The organism is Yersinia sp. SCPM-O-B-9106 (C-191) (genome assembly GCF_026183365.1).
GTDB lineage: Bacteria > Pseudomonadota > Gammaproteobacteria > Enterobacterales > Enterobacteriaceae > Yersinia > Yersinia rochesterensis.
Window position 1 is genome coordinate 69550 of sequence record NZ_CP110791.1, and the last position, 20954, is coordinate 90503.

Genomic DNA, 20954 nt, shown 5'->3' on the forward strand with positions numbered 1-20954 from the left:
TATTAATTGTGGTGTAGATCTCATAAATACCCGATTAATTATAGAAACTTTCTGATATTCATTATATGGATAACATCTCTGACTGGAATTATGCATTTTGCAGGAAAGAAAACATGATCGTTATCATAAAATTAACATTAAACCAAAAAACATAATTGGCGGACGAAAATCTGTAATTGCCGATGTGCAAATAAGCGATAACAATCCCTATTGCAGTTGATGTTTACCGTTTCTCTTACCCTGCTTGCACAATAAGAAAGGTACTGAAAGATGAAATTTAAGAACATTTTACTCTCCGCATGCGCCGCTCTGGTAATGTTTAGCCAGCCCGGATTCAGTAAAGAAATTAAAATTGGGATGGCGATAGACGATCTTCGTCTTGAACGTTGGCAGAAAGACCGCGATATTTTTGTTAACAAAGCTGAGTCCCTCGGCGCTAAAGTATTTGTTCAATCGGCAAATGGCAATGAAGAAACCCAAATGTCACAGATTGAAAATATGATTAACCGTGGTGTCGATGTGCTGGTTATTATTCCTTATAACGGGCAAGTATTAAGTAATGTGATCGCCGAGGCAAAGCGAGAAGGTATAAAAGTATTAGCTTATGACCGTATGATAAATAATGCTGATATTGATTTTTATATCTCTTTCGATAATGAAAAAGTGGGTGAGTTACAAGCTAAAAGTTTGGTTGAGCGGGTACCTCAGGGTAATTATTTCCTGATGGGTGGCTCGCCGGTCGACAACAATGCCAAACTGTTCCGCCAGGGGCAGATGACAGTGCTTAATCCATTGATAAAAGAAGGGAAAATAAAAATTGTTGGTGATCAGTGGGTTGATGCCTGGTTACCGGAAAATGCCTTAAAAATCATGGAGAATGCTCTAACAGCTAACAATAACAAAATTGATGCTGTTGTGGCGTCTAATGATGCCACCGCCGGTGGGGCTATTCAGGCGTTAGCAGCACAAGGACTGGCGGGAAAAGTGGCTATTTCTGGGCAGGATGCTGATTTAGCAGCAATAAAACGTATTGTTGCTGGCACCCAAACCATGACCGTATATAAACCCATCAGTAAATTAGCCAATGATGCCGCAGAAATTGCTGTGTCTTTGGGTAAAGGCGAAGCGCCGAAAGCAAATAGTCAATTAAATAACGGAATAAAAGATGTCCCAGCTTATTTACTGACACCGATTCAAGTGGATAAAAACAATATCGACAGCACAATTATTGCTGATGGTTTCCACAAAAAAGCTGATGTTTATTAATTGCTTTTTCGATGTTTAATATATCCGAATTTCTTGAGGTTGTAGCTAATCATGCTGCAACTTCAAGAATAAAAGATATATGGAGGGAATTATGCCCAACCTGCTGGAAATGAAAAATATTACTAAGCAATTCGGTGTCGTTAAGGCGGTAGATAATATCAGCCTGACACTGGAAGCCGGGCAAGTATTATCGTTGTGTGGTGAGAATGGCTCTGGAAAATCCACACTAATGAAAGTGTTATGTGGTATTTACCCCACAGGTTCCTATCAGGGAGAAATAATTTTTTCAGGTGAAACGCTTCAAGCTAAAAATATTCGTGAAACGGAACAAAAAGGTATTGCGATAATTCATCAGGAATTAGCTTTGGTAAAGCAAATGTCGGTGCTGGAAAATATGTTCCTTGGTTCTGAGTGGGGGCGTTTTGGCATTATGGATTACGACGCCATGTACTTGCGTTGTCAACGGATGCTGGCACAAGTAAAACTGGTGGTAGACCCGAATACTCCAGTGGGGGAATTGGGGCTTGGGCAGCAACAATTAGTCGAAATTGCAAAAGCGCTGAATAAACAAGTCCGGTTGTTGGTATTGGATGAGCCGACAGCGTCTTTGACAGAAAGTGAAACCGCTATTTTGCTGGATATTATCCGTGATCTACGGAATCACGGCATTGCCTGTATTTACATCTCACACAAATTAAATGAAGTAAAAGCGATATCCGATCATATCTGTGTGATCCGCGATGGCCGCCATATTGGGACTCGCCCTGCGGCGACCATGAGCGAAGATGACATCATCGCCATGATGGTGGGCCGCGAACTTAAAGAGCTTTATCCACACGAAGCCCACCACATTGGTGAGGAAATTCTGCGGGTGGAAAATATCTGCGCCTGGCACCCGGTAAACCGCCATATTCGCCGAGTGGATGAGGTCTCTTTCTCTCTGAGACGCGGAGAGATATTGGGCATTGCCGGGCTGGTCGGCTCTGGTCGAACAGAAACCGTGCAATGCTTGTTTGGTGTTTACCCAGGCCGCTGGCAGGGAGAAATATTCATTGATGGTAAAGCGGTGACCATCAATCATTGCCAGCAAGCCATGAAACTCGGCATTGCCATGGTGCCGGAAGATCGCAAGAAAGACGGCATCATACCGGTTATGGGTGTGGGGGCTAATATCACACTGGCTGCGTTAGATGATTTCACTGGCTCTTTTAGCATGCTGGATGATGCCAAAGAACAGTCGACAATTGTGCAATCTCTGGCCCGGTTAAAGGTGAAAACCTCCTCTTCAGAGCTGGCGATTGCCCGACTCAGTGGGGGCAATCAACAAAAAGCTATTTTAGCCAAATGCTTGCTGCTGAACCCACGGATTTTGATCCTCGATGAACCGACGCGTGGTATAGACATCGGCGCAAAATATGAAATTTATAAACTTATCAACCAATTGGTCCAGCAGGGAATTGCGGTCATTGTGATTTCCTCTGAATTACCGGAGGTCTTGGGATTAAGCGATCGGGTGTTGGTCATGCATCAAGGGCGCATCAAAGCCGATCTTATTAACCATAATCTGACGCAAGAAAAGGTCATGGAAGCCGCACTCAGGAGTGAAACCCATGTCGCAAGCTAATCAAACTGAAGTAAATACACCCGAAAATGGCGATAAAAAGCCATTATTTCGACTAAAATCGGTCAATTTGCAAGTTTTTGTCATGTTGGCGGCTATCGCCATTATTATGCTGTTTTTCACTTTCACCACTGAAGGGGCCTATCTCAGCGCCAGGAATATCTCGAATTTACTTCGCCAAACGGCAATCACCGGCATTTTGGCGGTGGGAATGGTTTTTGTCATTATTTCGGCAGAAATTGACTTGTCGGTTGGCTCGATGATGGGGTTATTGGGTGGCGCGGCGGCCATTTTTGATGTGTGGCTCGGTTGGCCACTACCTCTGACTATTGTTGTCACCCTCGGATTGGGGCTAGTACTCGGCGCATGGAATGGTTGGTGGGTTGCTTATCGCAAAGTGCCGTCATTTATTGTTACTTTGGCGGGGATGCTGGCTTTTCGCGGCATTTTAATTGGAATCACCAACGGCACCACGGTGTCGCCGACCAGTAATGCTATGTCGCAGATTGGTCAAAGTTATCTGCCCAATGGCTTCGGATTTGGTATTGGTGCCATTGGGTTAATGTTGTTCGTGGTGTGGCAATGGCGTCGGCGCAGCCATCGTATCCGGCTGGGCTTGCCGGTTGCGGCTCCACAAGGGGATGTTACTCGTCAAACTATTACCGCCGTTATCGTTCTTGGCGCTATATATTTACTGAATGATTATCGGGGTGTCCCTACGCCGGTATTGATTCTCACAGCACTGATGCTGGCAGGTATTTTTATGGCCACTCGCACCGCTTTTGGTCGCCGGATCTATGCCATTGGGGGCAACATCGATGCCGCCCGTTTGTCGGGGATTAATGTAGAGCGCACCAAACTCGCGGTATTTGCTATCAATGGATTGATGGTGGCAATAGCGGGTTTGATTCTTAGTTCACGGCTGGGGGCCGGTTCGCCGTCTGCCGGTAATATTGCTGAACTGGATGCGATTGCCGCCTGTGTCATTGGTGGCACCAGTCTAGCCGGCGGGATTGGTAGTGTAGCCGGTGCGGTCATGGGCGCATTTATCATGGCTTCTCTCGATAATGGGATGAGCATGCTGGATGTACCGACTTTCTGGCAGTACATTGTTAAAGGCGCAATTTTGCTGCTGGCGGTGTGGATGGATTCCGCCACCAAACGCCGAGTCTGATCCCATCTTTGCAAAGAGATCAATGCCATACTGCATTGATCTCTTTGTCTGTTATATCCCTTTCCCATCTATTTCAGGAGCCATTTCCATGTTCGAGAAACGCTACCGGATAACTTTGCTATTTAACGCTAATAAAGTGTACGACCGGCAAGTGGTGGAAGGTGTTGGCGAATATTTGCAGGCATCCCAATGTGATTGGGATATTTTTATCGAAGAGGATTTTCGCTGCCGTATTGATAATATTCGGGACTGGTTGGGTGACGGTGTTATTGCTGATTTTGATGATCGGCAAATAGAGCAATTGCTGGAAAATGTCGATGTACCGATTATCGGCGTCGGAGGGTCATATCATCAACCAGAAGATTATCCACCGGTGGATTATATCGCGACCGATAATACTGCCTTGGTTGAAGCCGCTTTTATGCATTTGAAAGAAAAGGGTTTAAACCGTTTTGCATTTTACGGCCTACCCGCCAGTAGTGATAAGCGTTGGGCGCAGGAGCGGGAATATGCTTTCCGGCAATTAGTGGCGGCAGAGCAATATCAAGGGGTGGTTTATCAGGGAATGGCCACTGCTCCGGCTAATTGGCAATATACCCAAAACCGGTTGGCGGACTGGGTACAAACGCTGCCACATCAGACGGGGATCATTGCGGTAACAGATGCTCGGGCGCGGCATTTATTACAAGTATGTGAGCATTTGGATATTGCTGTGCCGGAGAAATTGAGTGTGATTGGCATTGATAATGAAGAGTTAACTCGATATTTATCGCGGGTGGCACTTTCATCGGTCGTGCAAGGGACGCGGCAAATGGGCTATCGGGCGGCTAAGTTACTGCACCAGCGCCTCAATCAACGCCAGAAACAACAAGAAACCCCGCCATTACAGCGCATTTTGGTGCCGCCGGTGAAAGTAATGGCGCGGCGCTCGACGGATTTCCGCTCATTGCGCGATCCCGCAGTGATTCAGGCGATGCATTATATCCGCCATCATGCTTGTAAAGGGATTAAGGTTGAACAGGTGCTAGATGCCGTTGGGATGTCGCGATCGAATCTGGAAAAGCGCTTTAAAGATGATATTGGGCAGACTATTCATGGCGTTATCCATGAAGAAAAACTCGATCGGGCGCGCAATTTGTTGTCTGCAACTTCATTACCTATTAATGAAATCTCACAAATGTGTGGTTATCCCTCGCTGCAATATTTCTATTCGGTATTCAAAAAAGGTTATTCAATTACCCCGAAAGAGCATCGTGATAAATATGGCGAAGTCAGCTATTAACTGTTTTTGAGCCGCTAATGATGATTCTATCATCCAATTTTCAGGGAGATTTATTCACTGCGCCTATTGAATGAATAGCGTCATATAATAAACACGCTATAATCACCGACTTACTATCTATCTTCCAGATGGAAGATCATCGTCCCCGGTGGGGCGGCTGGACTTCAAATCCAGATGGGGCCGCCAGCGGTCCCTGGCAGGTTCGACTCCTGTGATCTTCCGCCAAAGCCTATCTCCCGCTTTCTCTCTTCCTCAATAAATCCTTTTATAATCCATTGGTTACAATAAAAATAGTCTGTCTGAATCTACCGTGGTCTACTGGTTTCTACCCTGTGCTGGGGGCATAATTGGGGGCATAAAAATACTGTCCTTTTAGAGATGCCCCCAAATGAAGCTCAATGCTCGGCGCTCAAGAGTTGCCTTATCTCTGCGGAATTTAGTGGGGCATACCGGCTTCAAGTATTCACCATTCCAACAGCCTGACCATGAAGCATCAGATGGACACATTCTTGGCTGAACTGATGGAAAAACACTTTTCTTCGCATTCTCAACTCGTTTGTGTTGTTTATTATCTCTCTAACAAAGTGTCCTGTTTGATTAGGTCATTGCACTATTGTGGCGAACTCACTATTTCTGTGTATGAGGCAATTAATTCTACTAATAATTGGTTTGTCACAGTCAATAACATTAGGTAATCGATGCCATGTATAATGACAGCATATTTATCCTGCGCGCGTAGTAGGGATTCGAATTTAATACAGCTTTCCACCAGTGTCAGGGCATCAATCAGCTGTACACCGCCTTTAATTCGATGAACCAAGCTCGCCATTTCTTTATAAATATCAGCAGAAATGATGTTGTCTTTATCGACAGTAAGGCGCGTATACAGTTGTGTCAGCGCCGCAGTATCTTGCACATTACTCTCCAGCAATGATTGCAATAACTTCAACTCCACCTCGCTATTGCCCCTTGAGAGTGATTTTAGCTTTTTCTGCGCCGTTATAAGGGGGGATTGTTTTTTACTATCAGCCGCCATTATCACTTCTTGATATGGATTATCTTGTGCGGTGACATCAATGACGGTGTGATGATGAATAATATCCATATTATTGATAATAATTTCCTGGCGAAGCAGGGTGGTACGCAGTGTATCAATAGACACGGGTTTCACTATGTAATCGTTCATACCGGCCTCAATGCAACGAGTGGTACTTTCTTCCCGCGCATCGGCGGTGCAACCGATGATAACCATATCTTTCATGGCGGCTCTATTTCGGATATGGGTGGCCAGTTCATAGCCATTCATCAACGGCATATTGTAATCTGTGATGACGGCATCAAAACTATACTGCTGCAATATCTGCCAAGCTTCAGCACCATTTTTGGCACTCATAACTTGCTCAATACCGATAAAAACTAGCTGTTGTTGAAGTAACTGACGGTTGGCGGGTAAATCATCTACCACCAGAATACGCAAGTTTTTCAATTGATTAAGTTGCATTTCATCTGCATGCACAAGGGTTGAGTCCTGTAGCACATCAATTGCAGTCGCCACCTCCAGTGGCAATGTGACAAACAGGCTGGTTCCTTTGCCAAGCTGACTTTCTAATGTTATTTCTCCACCCATTTTGTGAATCAATTGATGACAGATCCACAACCCTAAACCAGACCCCCCGAAACGCGGTGATTTACCCTCATTGGCTTGGCTGAATGGCTGGAATAATGTGGCCTGCGCCGCAGGGGAAATACCAATACCGGTATCCGTAATATCGATATTCATTACGCCATGTTTCTCGTCAATGGCCTCCCAGGTGATATCCACTGATACTCCACCCTGTTCGGTAAACTTCAGAGCATTGCCTAATAGATTTCCCATCACCTGGCGCATGCGCAGCATATCCACCATCACCAAATCAGGGATTTGGTGATCCAGCCAGCTTGAGAGCTTTAGATGGCGTTCATCGGCAATAGGTCGATAAATCAAGAAGATTTGCTCTATTTCTTGACTGAAATTAACGACAGCGGGGTGGACACTCAGTTGCCCGGCTTCGATTTTGGCGGAGTCGATAATGTCATCGAGCAACAGCATCAAAGATTGAGCAGAATTAGATACCGTTGCCAGCGTCTTTTTATCCACCGGCTTGTTGCTGCGTAGTTCCAGCTCTAGCAATCCCATAATGACGTACATTGGTGTGCGCAGTTCATGGCTAATCGTCGCCAGGAACGTACTCTTAGTGCGGTTAGCACCTTCAGCTTCGACACGGGCAGCTTCCAGTTCGCGCTCAACAGTTTTGCGTTGGCTGATATCCAGCCAGCCACCGAGTAGGCTGCGTTCCGCATTATCTAGCGGAATAATCCACAGGAAGATATCACGCAACTCACCGTTTATTTCAAGAGACAAATCTACCATTTGGGGCTGTCTGTCTTGTAAGACATAGTGACAATACTTATCTATCTCACGATTAAGTGGGCTGGTCATTGGCCAGTGGGCTTGCTCAGTTTTCTGATTGAGCATGCCGTTCAGTTTATCTTGATGGGCATTGGCAAAGTGGCTGTTATAAACGGCTAACTCATCATTTGTGGTGCGAATAAAAACGGCAAATGGCAGGGCATTAATAATGGTTTCTTGTTGCCGCAAACGAGCCTGTAACAACTTGGCCTGGCGGCGTTTATTGAACACCAGATAACAAAGATACAAGCCGAAAACCAGCAGTAGGCCGGAGCTTATTTTCAGCGCCGGTATCAGCCATTCATTTTCTAAATAATTATTATCAAAGGAGGTCGGTTTAGGTTTGAATGTACTCCATTCACTGATCAAATTGTCTAACTCTTCCGGTGGGATAGATTCAATGACTTTATCAATGATGGTTTTTAATTCAGGCAGTGCCGGATTGATGGCAAATGTCATCATCAATGGCTCTTCTCCGGTAACAGCGACTATTTTAATATTAGGAGTAAAGTTCTGTGCTGACAGGTAGTTAGCGGTCATCATTATCTTGATCATCGCGTCTATTTTCCCTTGTTGTAACCAATTTACCAACGTTATGGTGTCGGGCGCCTCTACAAAGGTGATTTTTTGAGCTAAAAGAGGGTTGCTAATGGTTCCACTAGAGGTACTGCCCGCAGGTATACCGACCCGCTTTCCTGCCAAATCTGCTACGTTGTTGATATCGTTGCGATCTTCTCGCGTCAATATGCCCCACAAAGATTGAGCGACGGATAAGGAGTAAAGGTTACTGCCGTATTGGCCATTGCGTACCGCGACAATCGGCAGCATATCTATTTTTCCGTCAACAAAATTCCGCATACCTTCACCGGTATCTTGGGTGTAAATCGGCTCAAATTTAATCCCGGTTTGGCGCGCAATAATATCAATCAAATCGACAGAAAAACCGGCTATCTTGCCAGTTTGGCGATCACGAAAAACCAATGGAGCCAGATCCTGTGGTGCCACATAGGTCACCACAGGATGGCTTTGAATCCAGGTAACTTCCTGTTCCGTCAACAGTAATTTGGCATCAATATTGTAATGATGCTTACTGCCAAACCAGCGCTGTTGAATCTCGCCCGTGGCCCGGCTGGACAGTAACTCTTGAATCTGATTAATGTCATTAATCAGTTTTTGATTTTTTTCCAGTGCCAGGAAGGTGTAAGGGGCCGAATGATAAGGGGCAAAGTTACGAATTTGCAGTGTCAGCAGCTGTAATTGGTCAATTAAATAGTTGGCTGATGTGGCATTAGTGACAAACACATCGGCATTACCATAGGCAACCGCCAGCAACGCTTGTAATTGGTTAGGATATACGGCAGTTTTATCCGCATGATAGTTAAACAAAAACTCCGGTGAGAGAGGCTCGTTATTCACGATGGCCACGGTTTCCGGATGGGTGCGTTTAGTGGGGTCCCAATTCTTACTGCGAACTTCCACATGTCGGTTAGTAAAGAAGGCATGGGAAGCAATCATCCCTAGTTGAGTGGGCATCGGGGTGCCGGCCATTAAATCTACCTGACCATTTTCCAATGCATTCAATACTAAGCCGTAATCACAATAACCAATCATCTGGAAAGAGAGTTGGCTGGCATCACTGATGATTTTTAGATAATCAGCGACAATGCCTTCAATGGCATTATCATCACGATTAACAATAAAAGGGTTATTAGCATCAATAACCACGCCCACTTTTACTGTACGGATGCTTGCTTGACGGGTGTCCGTGGGCGGAGGAAGTAATAAGTCTTCACTGTAACTGTTCGCAATGCTGTGTATTGTCAATGGTTGACCGGCATCACACCCCTGACGGCTCGCCATCTTGGTTTCAGCATGAAGTTGCCCGCTAAGTAACATTAAACAACACAGTAAAATGCGTAAAGAAAACCAACGATGTAGCGATAATATCCTGCGCGGTAAAGCAGAGATTGCTGAACTAGAGCAAATTATAGGTATGGGCACAGGCAGTCTAATGACAGAATTTAGCCTTAATTTAGTTAGGATATGCATCCTATTGGTACTGACAGTTCTGTTACTGATAAATATCTCATCATTAATCTGTTTATTTTCCAGACCATTGGTCAGATCAGCAAAACCATTAATTTCCCATTCTGACAACACGCGAGTCCCATTGATGAGCTTATAGCTTGAAGGCTGCCCGGCTAATTGACTCAAAGTTTCAGATGGGAATAAAGAATATCCACGTAATATATTCTGTGCGGCAAAAAGAATTTCACTGATATTTTTACTAATCAAACCATTTGCACCAGCCTGTAGTGCTTGCACTGCAAAAAAATGCTCATTTTTAGCGGAAAATAATAATGATTTACCGGTAAAACCACATTGCTGCAGTTTTTTTAGCAATAAAAAACCATCAAAGTTTGGAAATTCAATATCGATAATAACCAGATCAATAGTATTGTCTTTTAATGTTTCGAGAGCTTTATTGCTATCGGCTGACTCATAAGTAGTTGAAAAATCTTTGCTTTGTAATGATTTTTCATGAATGGCTGGGTGGTCATCAACTATCATTGCTGAATTTGTCATGCTATCTCCGTAAATCGTTATTTCTTGGGATTCGCAGAGTTAATTCACTGCCCCTCGCTCTCATCGAACAACTTCATATGATTACCCAAGACGAGATAAACAATAACTGTTACTGCCAATATCTAAAGCGCTAGTTATATTCAGTCCTCTTTCAAAGATTTTAATCTCTAATGATTGATTATCAAGAGAATATTGTTACTTATGCCTTGCTTCAAATCATCTTATAGTTCTTCTTATTAGATAATTGATTATAAATGAGTTGAGATTTTTATTATAATTATAGTTATGCCTACGATTAGTAAAACGTGCGTTGTTCAATGATGTGACCCGTTTACCATGATACGTGATGGAATTTGGGGCATAGACTAATTCAAATATGACAAGCACAGCAGTCAGCAGTCAGCAGTGCAGTCGCGGATATCTGCCTGATGGCTTACAGTCACCATGCCTGTCGTACTGAAATGCACTTATGACCGAATACTTCTATCGACATGCTCCTTTGATTATGGGTAGTTTTATACCGGTCTAAATCAATAAATAGCCATAAAAATTCAATAATACTGATAATAAAGACATGTGCTTAAAAACAGTATTGACATCTGATATAGAACACGTAGATTGGAATTCAACACCGGTGCAATGAGTAGATAACTTTTTATTTAACCGGTGTCCATGTAGCGAATTTGAAATAATGCGATAAAGGTCACGAAATATTTTTTTATGTGAGATTCGTTATGAGTTTTCTTATAATTGACTCATGCGATGATGCTTTAAGGCCATGTAGTAAATCTGTTTAATCGCATTTTGTGGACGATACGCGATGATGTAAGGCTTTGTTGTTAATAGTAATGTTCGCGATTTGTGTGCATCAGTATGAGATCGAGGATATCGCGACGAAAGTAAAGCCACGTAACAAAGAGTATATATCGCGAGGGTGATGTACTGATTTAGCCAGTGTTATCAAAAGCATGGCTAAATGTAATAAACTGGGAATGTTACCATTCAGTTAATATATTGGAGGGAAGAGTTAGTTTTAAACGAAAACATTCCTGAAAAACATGTACATCTTTATAAAAAGTACCAAGATATGTATTACGTTATTAAGTTGATTAATGTTTAATTTTAAATGTGTAGTACCTTAAAAGCCCTGACTAACTCGTGTAGTCGGGGCTTTTATCATTTTGGGGCCACGGGTATACCAAATAAAAACAGGAGGGTGGATGGAGGTCAGGTTAGCATCACCGAGTGAAGCCGAGCAATTATGGTGGGTTAGGAATCAGGCTATCAGACATGGGTGTCGAAATGTGTACGATGAGAAAACACTAACCGCATGGACACCGGATCAGATGCCCGAGGGATATCCCAAGGCTGTGGCGAGTAATCCATTTTTTGTTATTAATGATCCGATCAGCCAAGTAGCTATTGCTACAGGTTTTTTAGATCTTTCATCCGGTAGTGTCGAAGCAGTTTTCACCTTACCAGAATTTGAAGGCCGTGGTTTGGCATCTCGGATTTTGGATGCTATCAAGCAGGAAGCCAGAGATCGAGGATTCACAAAATTAACCCTTTCCTCGACACCGAATGCATCGGCATTTTATGAAAAAAATGGTTTTACTCTACTCGGCGAGAGTTTCTACCCATCACAGTTGGCACAAACCAACCTTAGATGCATGGATATGTTCTGCCATTTATAATCTGTAAATGAGCTTTATTCTGACAAAAAAATGGTGATATATCCGTGAAACCACCGGACAAGAATGAATCTTGTCGGTGGCATTAACATGCTAAAAATAATAACTTTTCTTTCTATTACAATGAACTTTTAGCCATTACTTTGGTTGATGCTTTGTGCATGTAGTTTTGTCCAAAATAACTCGTCCAACCCAATAATAACAAAACACCCTAATGGCATGATAAAGCCCTGAGCCATTGAATAGGCATCAGCAATGCCGTCCATGAGCAATGGCATCACGGCTCCACCCACAATTGACATTACAATATAGGGAGAGGCTTTTTTGGTTTGTTCGCCCAAGCCGAAAATACCCAGAGCAATGATAGTTGAGAACATTATCGACATGAAATAGAAACTAAGCACCAGTGAGATAACCGCCAATATAGGCGATCCGTGTGTGTTCTAATTCCAGCAGATGGCGGGTATTGAGAATATCAGATACCACCAAACCAATAACTTGCGATTCCCCTTGGCGAAGATTACGCGCAAAAATATTAGCCTCATAACCCAGCTCGTCGATAGCTTTCATCACGCGCTCACCGGTTGCTGCGGCGACTTTCTCGGGCCGGGTCAGAGTGCGCGATACAGTTGAAGCAGAAAGAGCGAATTTCTTTGCAAGATCAATTGTATTGGCAATTCCTATCTCAATGACAACGTTTGCATTCAGTAATGCAGAAGTAGTCATTCAGGAGACCAAATAATAATCAGGAGTTGATCACATTTATCTGACGAATATGAATATTGGGTCGGGGAAGTGTGATGGAAATGTGATTAAGCGATGGAGACATATCGCGCATTTTGCATGTCACAATGTAAAATTAGTGTGAAATATATGTGACTCCGTGCGCAAAAACAGACCGATTTTATGCTGGTTTTATCGGCAAAACCACGTCGAAAATTCTCCCACCTTGTCTTAATGGCCAATAAGAAATTTTATAACTGATTAATTTTAAACATTATTAATGTCATCTTTTTTTAGGTTTGTGGTGGGTTATTACAGTTTTTTTGGCGCTTGATTGTACTTGTCTATACGAGTATATGTTAATAAATATTAAAACTAAGTAATGTCGTTGATACCTGAAAAACTGGTTGAAGGAAATTGCCGTGACTGCCCAAAATAGATTCCGTGATACTGAAATTCGAGCTTCGCGTGGTACAAAACTAACTGCTAAAAGTTGGATGACCGAAGCCCCGCTGCGTATGTTGATGAATAATCTCGATCCTGAAGTGGCCGAAAATCCAAAAGAATTAGTAGTTTACGGTGGTATTGGTCGTGCGGCCCGTAACTGGGAATGCTATGACAAAATTGTGGAAAGTCTCACTCAGTTGAATGATGACGAAACTCTACTGATTCAGTCTGGCAAGCCCGTGGGTGTCTTTAAGACTCACAGTAATGCACCTAGGGTATTGATTGCTAACTCTAATTTAGTTCCACACTGGGCGAATTGGGAACACTTTAATGAGCTGGATGCCAAAGGTTTGGCTATGTACGGCCAAATGACTGCGGGCAGTTGGATATATATTGGTAGCCAGGGCATTGTGCAGGGTACCTATGAAACTTTCGTCGAGGCGGGTCGGCAACACTTTGGCGGGAGCTTGAAAGGGCGCTGGGTATTAACCGCGGGCTTGGGCGGTATGGGCGGCGCGCAACCGCTGGCGGCAACCTTAGCTGGTGCTTGTTCGCTGAATATTGAGTGCCAGCAAAGCCGTATCGATTTCCGTCTCAAAACCCGTTATGTCGATGAACAAGCAACTGATTTGGATGATGCGCTGGCACGGATTAAAAAATACACGTCTGCCGGCTCCGCTGTTTCTATCGCCTTATGCGGCAATGCCGCCGAAATTTTACCTGAGCTGGTACGCCGTGGGGTTCGCCCTGACATGGTGACCGACCAAACCAGTGCTCATGATCCACTGAATGGTTATTTGCCGACTGGCTGGAGTTGGGAAGAGTATCGTCGACGAGCCCAAAGCGAGCCAGCGTTAGTGGTGAATGCCGCCAAAACTTCAATGGCCGAACATGTCAAAGCGATGTTGGCTTTCCACAATATGGGCATCCCGACCTTTGATTATGGCAATAATATTCGCCAGATGGCTCAAGATATGGGTGTTACCCATGCGTTTGATTTCCCAGGTTTTGTTCCTGCCTATATTCGCCCCTTATTCTGCCGTGGGATTGGCCCATTCCGCTGGGCGGCGCTTTCTGGTGATGCCGACGATATTTATAAAACGGATGCGAAGGTCAAGGAACTTATCCCGGATGATGAACATTTACACCACTGGCTAGATATGGCCCGTGAGCGCATCAGCTTCCAAGGGCTACCCGCGCGTATTTGTTGGGTTGGCTTGGGCCAGCGCGCTAAATTAGGCTTGGCTTTTAATGAGATGGTCCGAAGTGGTGAATTGTCAGCGCCGATTGTCATTGGCCGCGACCATCTGGATTCCGGCTCAGTTGCCAGCCCTAACCGTGAAACCGAAGCTATGCAGGATGGTTCTGATGCTGTCTCGGATTGGCCGCTACTCAATGCATTGCTGAATACCGCCAGTGGCGCGACTTGGGTATCACTGCACCATGGTGGTGGTGTGGGAATGGGCTTCTCGCAACATTCAGGCATGGTGGTGGTATGTGATGGCAGCGACGATGCGGCCGAACGTATCGCACGAGTCTTACATAATGACCCGGCAACTGGTGTGATGCGTCATGCTGATGCGGGTTATGATATCGCGATTAATTGTGCGCAAGAACAAGGCCTTAATCTACCAATGATTGCCGCAACTCAAGGGAAGAAAGCATGAAAACAACAATGATACTGCGCCCTGGCCAGATGACTCTGGCTGATTTGCGACATATTTATCAGCATCCCGTACAGATAACTTTGGATGAAAGTGCTTACGCACCTATTCAGCAAAGTGTGGATTGCGTGCAAGCCATATTGGCAGAGAAGCGCACAGCTTATGGTATCAATACCGGATTTGGCCTGTTGGCATCCACACGTATTGCAACGGAGGATTTGGAAAACCTACAGCGCTCAATTGTGCTTTCCCATGCCGCAGGTGTTGGGGAACCCAATGATGATGCTATTGTACGTTTGATTATGGTATTGAAAATCAATAGCTTGGCACGTGGATTCTCAGGTATCAGACTTAAAGTCATTCAAGCGTTGATAACATTAGTTAATGCACAAGTTTATCCGCATATTCCACTAAAAGGCTCCGTGGGTGCTTCTGGTGATTTAGCTCCGCTGGCACACATGAGTTTACTACTGCTTGGAGAAGGTAAAGCTCGGTATCAGGGCGAATGGCTGGATGCAGGTACGGCACTGGCTAAAGCAGGTTTGCAGCCGCTGACATTGGCAGCCAAAGAAGGGCTGGCGCTCCTCAATGGTACTCAGGTTTCCACCGCGTATGCTTTGCGCGGTTTATTTGAAGCTGAAGACCTTTATGCAGCGGCCTCCGTCTTTGGTAGCTTGACGGTGGAAGCAGCATTAGGTTCTCGTAGCCCATTTGATGCCCGTATCCATGCCGTTAGAGGTCAACGTGGGCAAATTGATGCTGCCAGTACTTACCGTCATCTGCTTGGCGAGCGCAGTGAACTCTCTGAATCTCATCGTAATTGTGACAAAGTTCAAGACCCATATTCTCTGCGTTGTCAGCCACAGGTTATGGGGGCTTGTCTGACCCAAATGCGACAGGCAGCTGAAGTTTTGGCGATTGAATCGAATGCGGTGTCAGATAACCCATTGGTATTTGCTGAGCAGGGCGATGTGTTGTCTGGTGGGAATTTCCATGCTGAACCGGTTGCTATGGCGGCAGATAATCTGGCGCTGGCACTGGCGGAGATAGGCTCATTATCAGAGCGCCGTATTTCGCTATTAATGGATAAACACATGTCGCAGCTACCACCATTCCTGGTGGAAAATGGCGGGGTAAACTCTGGTTTTATGATTGCGCAAGTTACGGCGGCAGCGCTAACCAGCGAAAATAAAGGGCTGGCATTCCCCTCAAGTGTTGACAGCATCCCAACCTCGGCGAACCAAGAAGACCATGTCTCTATGGCCCCGCGTGCCGGTAAGCGTTTGTGGGAAATGGCGGAAAATGTGCGCGGCATTCTGGCTGTTGAGTGGTTGGCAGCATGCCAGGGGCTGGATCTGCGAAAAGGCCTAAAAACATCAGAGACTTTGGAACCTGCGCGCTTGTTACTGCGTAAACATGTGGCTTACTACGAAAAAGATAGATTTTTTGCTCCCGATATTGAAGCTGCAAGCCAGCTAATTGCTCAGCTTCATATGAATGAACTGATGCCCCCGCATCTACTTCCTAGCCTTTAATAAATCATTAGTTTCAATAAATAATAATCACTACAAAACAGTGATGTGTAGGTGATTCCGGTAACCGGAATCACCCTCTCTGAACTCCTGCCTGAAAGGGCACAAATCTTGCGAGAATGTACCATGAAGAATGATTCATCCACGCTCAAACGCGGGCTTAGCGCCCGGCATATCCGGTTCATGGCGTTAGGTTCCGCCATTGGCACTGGCTTATTTTATGGTTCCGCTGAGGCCATCCGTCTGGCTGGCCCCGCGGTATTACTCGCTTATCTGGTTGGTGGCGCTGCTGTATTTATGGTGATGCGCGCATTGGGTGAAATGGCGGTGCATGATCCGGTTGCCGGCTCTTTCGGCCACTACGCCAGCCGCTATCTTGGCCCATTGGCAGGTTTTCTGACCGGCTGGACATATACCTTTGAGATGATCATCGTGGCGTTGGCCGATGTCACGGCGTTCGGTATTTATATGGGGTTGTGGTTCCCAGATGCGCCACAGTGGGTTTGGGTACTGAGTATTATTTTCTTTATTGGTGCGCTAAATCTGTGTTCAGTCAAAGTTTTTGGTGAAATGGAGTTCTGGCTATCACTACTAAAAGTGACCGCGATTATTGTCATGATTGCGGCAGGGCTGGGCATTATGATGTTTGGCTTTGGTGTCGGTCATGAGAGCACTGGGGTCAGTAATTTATGGTCTCATCAAGGGTTTATGCCAAACGGTATTACGGGGGTGATTGCTTCATTTGCTGTAGTGATGTTTGCTTTTGGTGGTATCGAGATCATTGGGGTGACGGCCAGTGAGGCGAAAGACCCGGAAAAGGTATTACCGCGTGCTATCAATACTGTCCCAGTGCGTATTTTACTGTTCTATGTTTTGACCTTATTTGTTTTGATGGCGATTTATCCGTGGAACAGTATTGGACAAAACGGCAGTCCTTTTGTTGAGATCTTCAGTAGGTTAGGAATAAGTTCTGCCGCAAATATTCTGAATCTGGTGGTTATTACCGCGGCTATTTCAGCGATCAATAGTGATATTTATGGTGCTGGTCGCATGATGTATGGCCTGGCACAGGAAGGGTTGGCACCTAAGTGCTTTAGCCGTTTAACCCGCAATGGCGTGCCATGGATGACTATTTTAGTGATGGCGATAGCGCTGTTATGCGGGGTGGTTTTGAATTATTTGATCCCGAAGAATGTGTTCTTAATTATTGCCTCGATTGCGACCTTTGCGACGGTCTGGGTATGGCTAATGATACTTATCTCACAAGTGGCTATGCGTCGCTCAATGAGCAAAGAAAATGTTGCCCGCCTGGCGTTCCCTGTGCCTTTCTGGCCAGTGGCACCGATTCTCACTATTATCTTTATGGCTTTCATTATCGCGGTTCTGGGGTATTTTCCTGATACTCGGATTGCCATGTATGTTGGTCTGGTTTGGGTAACATTAATGACACTTGCCTGGTGGGTTTGGTTGCGTAAAGCACCCGTTCATATTATTGCAGATCAAGTGGAAAACAGCGAAGCATAGCCGTGATTACCTCAAGTCAGGCTACTGATAACACTATTATTATCTTTAGCCTGAGTTATTTTTAGATATGGGATCGCGGTGGTGTATTGAGCACCAACTTTTGGTGCAACTCCAACGCCATACTCTCAAGGCGAGTGGTTAATTGGTTAGTCAGAGTCGTTAATTCGGTATTTTGGCGTAGTAATTCCAGCATTATCTCGGAATTTTGGGCTGCTATCTTTTGTCGTTCCTCATTTGCGATAGCCAAGGCTTCACGGTGTTGTGCATCGGCATCGGAATGGGCTTTATCGCGCTCCGCTTGGCGAGTTTGAGCTAACAAAATAAGCGGTGCGGCATAGGCCGCCTGTAAACTGAAAGCCAAATTAAGCAGAATAAAGGGATATACATCAAACTTGACCACGCCCAGTACATTCAACCCAATCCATATCACGACAATGAGTGTTTGTGCTCCGAGGAAGACCGGCGTGCCAAAAAAACGTGCAAAGGCCTCTGCTTTCAGCGCAAACCAACCATTACCGAAAGGATTAGACAAATGCTCATGAGGGCGATGGAAACGAAGATAATCCACTTTTCGCTGATGCGCGGGTTGTTGTTTGACCATCGGTTCAGTCGTTTTCATAGAATCCCATCCTACAAATGAGCGGTTCTGGCACGAAAGAACCGCAATAAAGTTAAACGGAGTCATTTAATACTATAGTGAAATGAGATGGATAACGGGGAATTAAGCTGTTTAAGGCTATTTCTTTGACAGTAAGAACTGGATGTTAATTTTATTAATATCGCGCTATATACCAAGTTAATACTTTGCGTTTAAAGTAACAGCATGACAGGTGGTGATAAAGTGACCTTAATAATGAAAATTATATATCTACGGAGTAATTACCCATGACAGCTCTAGCCATTAAGCGGTGGATTAAACGGATTATACTGGTCTTGGTGGTCATGTCAGTGACCATACTGGCGATAAGAATTTATGATACACAACGTGGCCCGAAGCTTGAACTTTGGCATACGTTTGTCCCGCATGACATGCGCGCAGCTGAAATTGATAAAGCCAATTGGGCCGATTACATTACAGCTGAAAACAAGATTTTCGATGAAGTTCGGACCAATGTTACCGAGAAACTGGAACCAAGAACCCAGGTTCCATTAAATCGCTATTATTCTGGTAGCTCGATTTATCCACCTCATTTTAAAAATGACTGGAACCGTTCTTATATCCTGCAGCCCGATGGTAAACCTAAAGGTGCGGTCGTATTACTGCATGGCCTGACTGATACCCCCTACAGTTTGCGCCATATTGCTGAAAATTATCGTCAACGTGGATATGTTGCTGTTGGTATTCGTTTACCTGCGCATGGCACCGTACCTGGCGCTTTGACCGATGTTGAATGGCAGGACTGGTTAGCAGCTACCCGCCTGGCTGTTCGTGAGGCTAAAGCGCTAAGTGGCCCTGATTTGCCGCTGCATGTTGTTGGTTTCTCTAACGGGGGGGCACTGGCAATGAAATATACGCTGGACTCCCTGGAGGACCCAAAACTGGCAAAACCTGAACGGGTTATCTTGATATCTCCAATGATTGGTGTAACAAGTTTCGCACGTTTTGCCGGTGTTGCGGGTTGGCCAGCTATCTTCCCAGCCTTTGCAAAAGCGGCCTGGTTGGGGATCGTGCCCGAGTTTAACCCATTCAAATATAATTCATTCCCGGTTAATGCTGCTCGTCAGTCTTATTTGCTTACTTCTGTGTTACAGCAGCAAATCGCGCGTGATGCCAGAAACAATAAAATGGATGAACTGCCGCCAATTCTGACTTTCCAGTCATTAATGGATTCAACGGTCAGTACCCGTGCTGTTGTTACAGCCCTCTATAACCACTTGCCGAAGAATGGCAGTGAAGTGGTGCTGTTTGACTTGAACCGCGCCGCCAGTTTCGGCCCATTACTGAGAACATCTTCTTATACGGCTTTGGCCCGTTTATTACCGCCACCACCGCGTAATTACAGCGTAACTGTTATTAGTAATGTTTCACCGCAGAGTAATGAAACGGTGGCATTAACCACACTGGCGGGTCAAACCAATGAGACTTCAACGCCAACGGGGCTGATTTATCCACCGGATATCTTCTCGTTATCTCATGTGGCATTACCATTCCCAATGAGTGACTCACTTTATGGGCGCTATCCTGAGCCGCGTGATCAATACGGTATCAGTTTGGGGACGTTCGCTGCACGCGGTGAGCGGGCCGTCTTGGTGGTTGGATTGGATTCACTGATGCGTATCTCATCGAACCCATTCTATCCATATATGTTGCAACGGATAGACGACAAGATAGACGCCCCAGCCAAATGACTGTTTTTATAAATGACAGTTTCTCTCAATAATAGTGCCTCTAAAGCCCCCAATTTGGGGGCTTTTTCATAATGAGTGCCATACTTTCAAATCGTACATGCTCTTCATGTTTATTGACCCTGAAAGGAAAGCACTATGTCTATCGAAAAAGTGGTATATCGTGCCAAAGCCAAAGCGACGGGGGGTCGTGATGGCCGGGCAACATCCTCGGATGGCGTATTGGATGTGAAATTGGGTGTCCCGAAAGAGATGGGCGGCGCAGGAGGGGCCGTGACGAATCCTGAGCAGTTGTTTGCTGCGGGATATTCTGCCTGTTTCCTTGGGGCACTGAAATTCGTAGCATCAAAAGAAAAGGTGAAAATACCCGATGACGCCAGTATCGAAGGGACCGTCGGTATTGGTGCTATTCCGACGGGATTCGGCATTGAGGTTCAACTGGATATTAGCTTGCCGGGTGTTGAGCGCAGCGTAGCAGAAGATTTGGTGAAAAAGGCCCATGTTGTCTGCCCATACTCCAATGCAACCCGTGGCAATATTGACGTCACATTGAATATCAAATAAATCATCACCCTCACTTGCCAGCCCATGAGAGTTATCTTGTGGGCATATACTCCTTTTCCTCGCATTAACCGACAAATAAGCAGAT

Annotated in this window: 14 protein-coding genes and 1 tRNA gene; 11 read left to right on the top strand and 4 right to left on the bottom strand. The window is 45.1% G+C overall.

Annotated features, from left to right (window positions below; all coding sequences use genetic code 11):
- Window positions 1–270: 270 nt before the first annotated feature.
- The 5 genes from xylF to OP863_RS00305 all read left to right on the top strand — a co-directional run bounded on the left by xylF (window position 271) and on the right by OP863_RS00305 (window position 5568).
- Window positions 271–1266 carry a D-xylose ABC transporter substrate-binding protein gene (gene xylF, locus OP863_RS00285; RefSeq protein ID WP_038637534.1) on the top strand — a complete coding sequence of 332 codons (996 nt, stop codon included), beginning with the start codon at window positions 271–273 and terminating at the stop codon, window positions 1264–1266.
- A 91-nt stretch (window positions 1267–1357) separates the two neighbouring features.
- The gene (locus OP863_RS00290; protein ID WP_145591449.1) at window positions 1358–2890 is read left to right on the top strand and encodes a xylose ABC transporter ATP-binding protein; all 1533 of its coding nucleotides are present in this window, start codon (window positions 1358–1360) and stop codon (window positions 2888–2890) included.
- Window positions 2877–4061: a xylose ABC transporter permease XylH gene (gene xylH / locus OP863_RS00295; RefSeq protein ID WP_038637527.1), complete on the top strand. Its 1185-nt coding sequence runs from the start codon at window positions 2877–2879 to the stop codon at window positions 4059–4061. Before OP863_RS00290 ends, xylH begins: the two co-directional genes overlap by 14 nt.
- Window positions 4062–4149: 88 nt before the next feature.
- Window positions 4150–5343, top strand: coding sequence for a D-xylose utilization transcriptional activator XylR (gene xylR / locus OP863_RS00300; RefSeq protein WP_038637525.1), 1194 nt, complete (start codon window positions 4150–4152; stop codon window positions 5341–5343).
- Window positions 5344–5473: 130 nt separating this feature from the next.
- Window positions 5474–5568: transfer RNA gene (locus OP863_RS00305), tRNA-Sec, on the top strand.
- A gap of 385 nt (window positions 5569–5953) precedes the next feature.
- On the opposite strand, the gene OP863_RS00310 is transcribed toward OP863_RS00305, so the two are convergent.
- Complete coding sequence (locus OP863_RS00310) at window positions 5954–10378, bottom strand: response regulator (protein WP_265525757.1); 4425 nt, start codon at window positions 10376–10378, stop codon at window positions 5954–5956.
- Between the two features lie 1220 nt (window positions 10379–11598).
- Here OP863_RS00310 and OP863_RS00315 point away from each other — a divergent pair.
- Window positions 11599–12072, top strand: a complete 474-nt coding sequence (locus tag OP863_RS00315; RefSeq protein WP_050291875.1) for a GNAT family N-acetyltransferase — start codon at window positions 11599–11601, stop codon at window positions 12070–12072.
- A gap of 128 nt (window positions 12073–12200) precedes the next feature.
- On the opposite strand, the gene OP863_RS00320 is transcribed toward OP863_RS00315, so the two are convergent.
- Together OP863_RS00320 and OP863_RS00325 are read right to left on the bottom strand one after the other, a co-directional pair.
- Window positions 12201–12491, bottom strand: a complete 291-nt coding sequence (locus OP863_RS00320; RefSeq protein ID WP_235895053.1) for a hypothetical protein — start codon at window positions 12489–12491, stop codon at window positions 12201–12203.
- A complete protein-coding gene (locus tag OP863_RS00325) occupies window positions 12466–12795 on the bottom strand; it encodes a LacI family DNA-binding transcriptional regulator (protein ID WP_235895054.1) in 330 nt (109 codons plus the stop codon). The genes OP863_RS00320 and OP863_RS00325 overlap by 26 nt, the downstream gene beginning before the upstream one ends.
- A 419-nt stretch (window positions 12796–13214) precedes the next feature.
- On the opposite strand from OP863_RS00325, the gene hutU reads away from it, so the two are divergent.
- From hutU to OP863_RS00340, 3 genes are all read left to right on the top strand, one after another.
- Window positions 13215–14906: a urocanate hydratase gene (gene hutU, locus OP863_RS00330; protein ID WP_145589332.1), complete on the top strand. Its 1692-nt coding sequence runs from the start codon at window positions 13215–13217 to the stop codon at window positions 14904–14906.
- Window positions 14903–16438, top strand: coding sequence for a histidine ammonia-lyase (hutH, locus tag OP863_RS00335; protein WP_145589333.1), 1536 nt, complete (start codon window positions 14903–14905; stop codon window positions 16436–16438). The genes hutU and hutH overlap by 4 nt, the downstream gene beginning before the upstream one ends.
- 123 nt (window positions 16439–16561) lie before the next feature.
- Complete coding sequence (locus OP863_RS00340; RefSeq protein WP_265525758.1) at window positions 16562–17959, top strand: amino acid permease; 1398 nt, start codon at window positions 16562–16564, stop codon at window positions 17957–17959.
- A 61-nt stretch (window positions 17960–18020) separates the two neighbouring features.
- Here the strand turns inward: OP863_RS00340 and OP863_RS00345 are convergent, their stop codons facing one another.
- The gene (locus OP863_RS00345) at window positions 18021–18578 is read right to left on the bottom strand and encodes a DUF1003 domain-containing protein (RefSeq protein ID WP_145589334.1); all 558 of its coding nucleotides are present in this window, start codon (window positions 18576–18578) and stop codon (window positions 18021–18023) included.
- 266 nt (window positions 18579–18844) lie between these two features.
- On the opposite strand from OP863_RS00345, the gene OP863_RS00350 reads away from it, so the two are divergent.
- Together OP863_RS00350 and OP863_RS00355 are read left to right on the top strand one after the other, a co-directional pair.
- A complete protein-coding gene (locus OP863_RS00350) occupies window positions 18845–20308 on the top strand; it encodes an alpha/beta hydrolase (RefSeq protein WP_038637502.1) in 1464 nt (487 codons plus the stop codon).
- Between the two features lie 135 nt (window positions 20309–20443).
- Window positions 20444–20869 carry an organic hydroperoxide resistance protein gene (locus OP863_RS00355; protein ID WP_038637498.1) on the top strand — a complete coding sequence of 142 codons (426 nt, stop codon included), beginning with the start codon at window positions 20444–20446 and terminating at the stop codon, window positions 20867–20869.
- The last annotated feature ends 85 nt before the right edge of the window (window positions 20870–20954 follow it).

Coding starts and splice junctions, on each gene's coding strand:
- xylF (WP_038637534.1), top strand. CDS start 271: ATGAAATTTAAGAACATTTTACTCTCCGCATGCGCCGCTCTGGTAATG.
- OP863_RS00290 (WP_145591449.1), top strand. CDS start 1,358: ATGCCCAACCTGCTGGAAATGAAAAATATTACTAAGCAATTCGGTGTC.
- xylH (WP_038637527.1), top strand. CDS start 2,877: ATGTCGCAAGCTAATCAAACTGAAGTAAATACACCCGAAAATGGCGAT.
- xylR (WP_038637525.1), top strand. CDS start 4,150: ATGTTCGAGAAACGCTACCGGATAACTTTGCTATTTAACGCTAATAAA.
- OP863_RS00310 (WP_265525757.1), bottom strand. CDS start 10,378: ATGACAAATTCAGCAATGATAGTTGATGACCACCCAGCCATTCATGAA.
- OP863_RS00315 (WP_050291875.1), top strand. CDS start 11,599: ATGGAGGTCAGGTTAGCATCACCGAGTGAAGCCGAGCAATTATGGTGG.
- OP863_RS00325 (WP_235895054.1), bottom strand. CDS start 12,795: ATGACTACTTCTGCATTACTGAATGCAAACGTTGTCATTGAGATAGGA.
- hutH (WP_145589333.1), top strand. CDS start 14,903: ATGAAAACAACAATGATACTGCGCCCTGGCCAGATGACTCTGGCTGAT.
- OP863_RS00340 (WP_265525758.1), top strand. CDS start 16,562: ATGAAGAATGATTCATCCACGCTCAAACGCGGGCTTAGCGCCCGGCAT.
- OP863_RS00345 (WP_145589334.1), bottom strand. CDS start 18,578: ATGAAAACGACTGAACCGATGGTCAAACAACAACCCGCGCATCAGCGA.
- OP863_RS00350 (WP_038637502.1), top strand. CDS start 18,845: ATGACAGCTCTAGCCATTAAGCGGTGGATTAAACGGATTATACTGGTC.
- OP863_RS00355 (WP_038637498.1), top strand. CDS start 20,444: ATGTCTATCGAAAAAGTGGTATATCGTGCCAAAGCCAAAGCGACGGGG.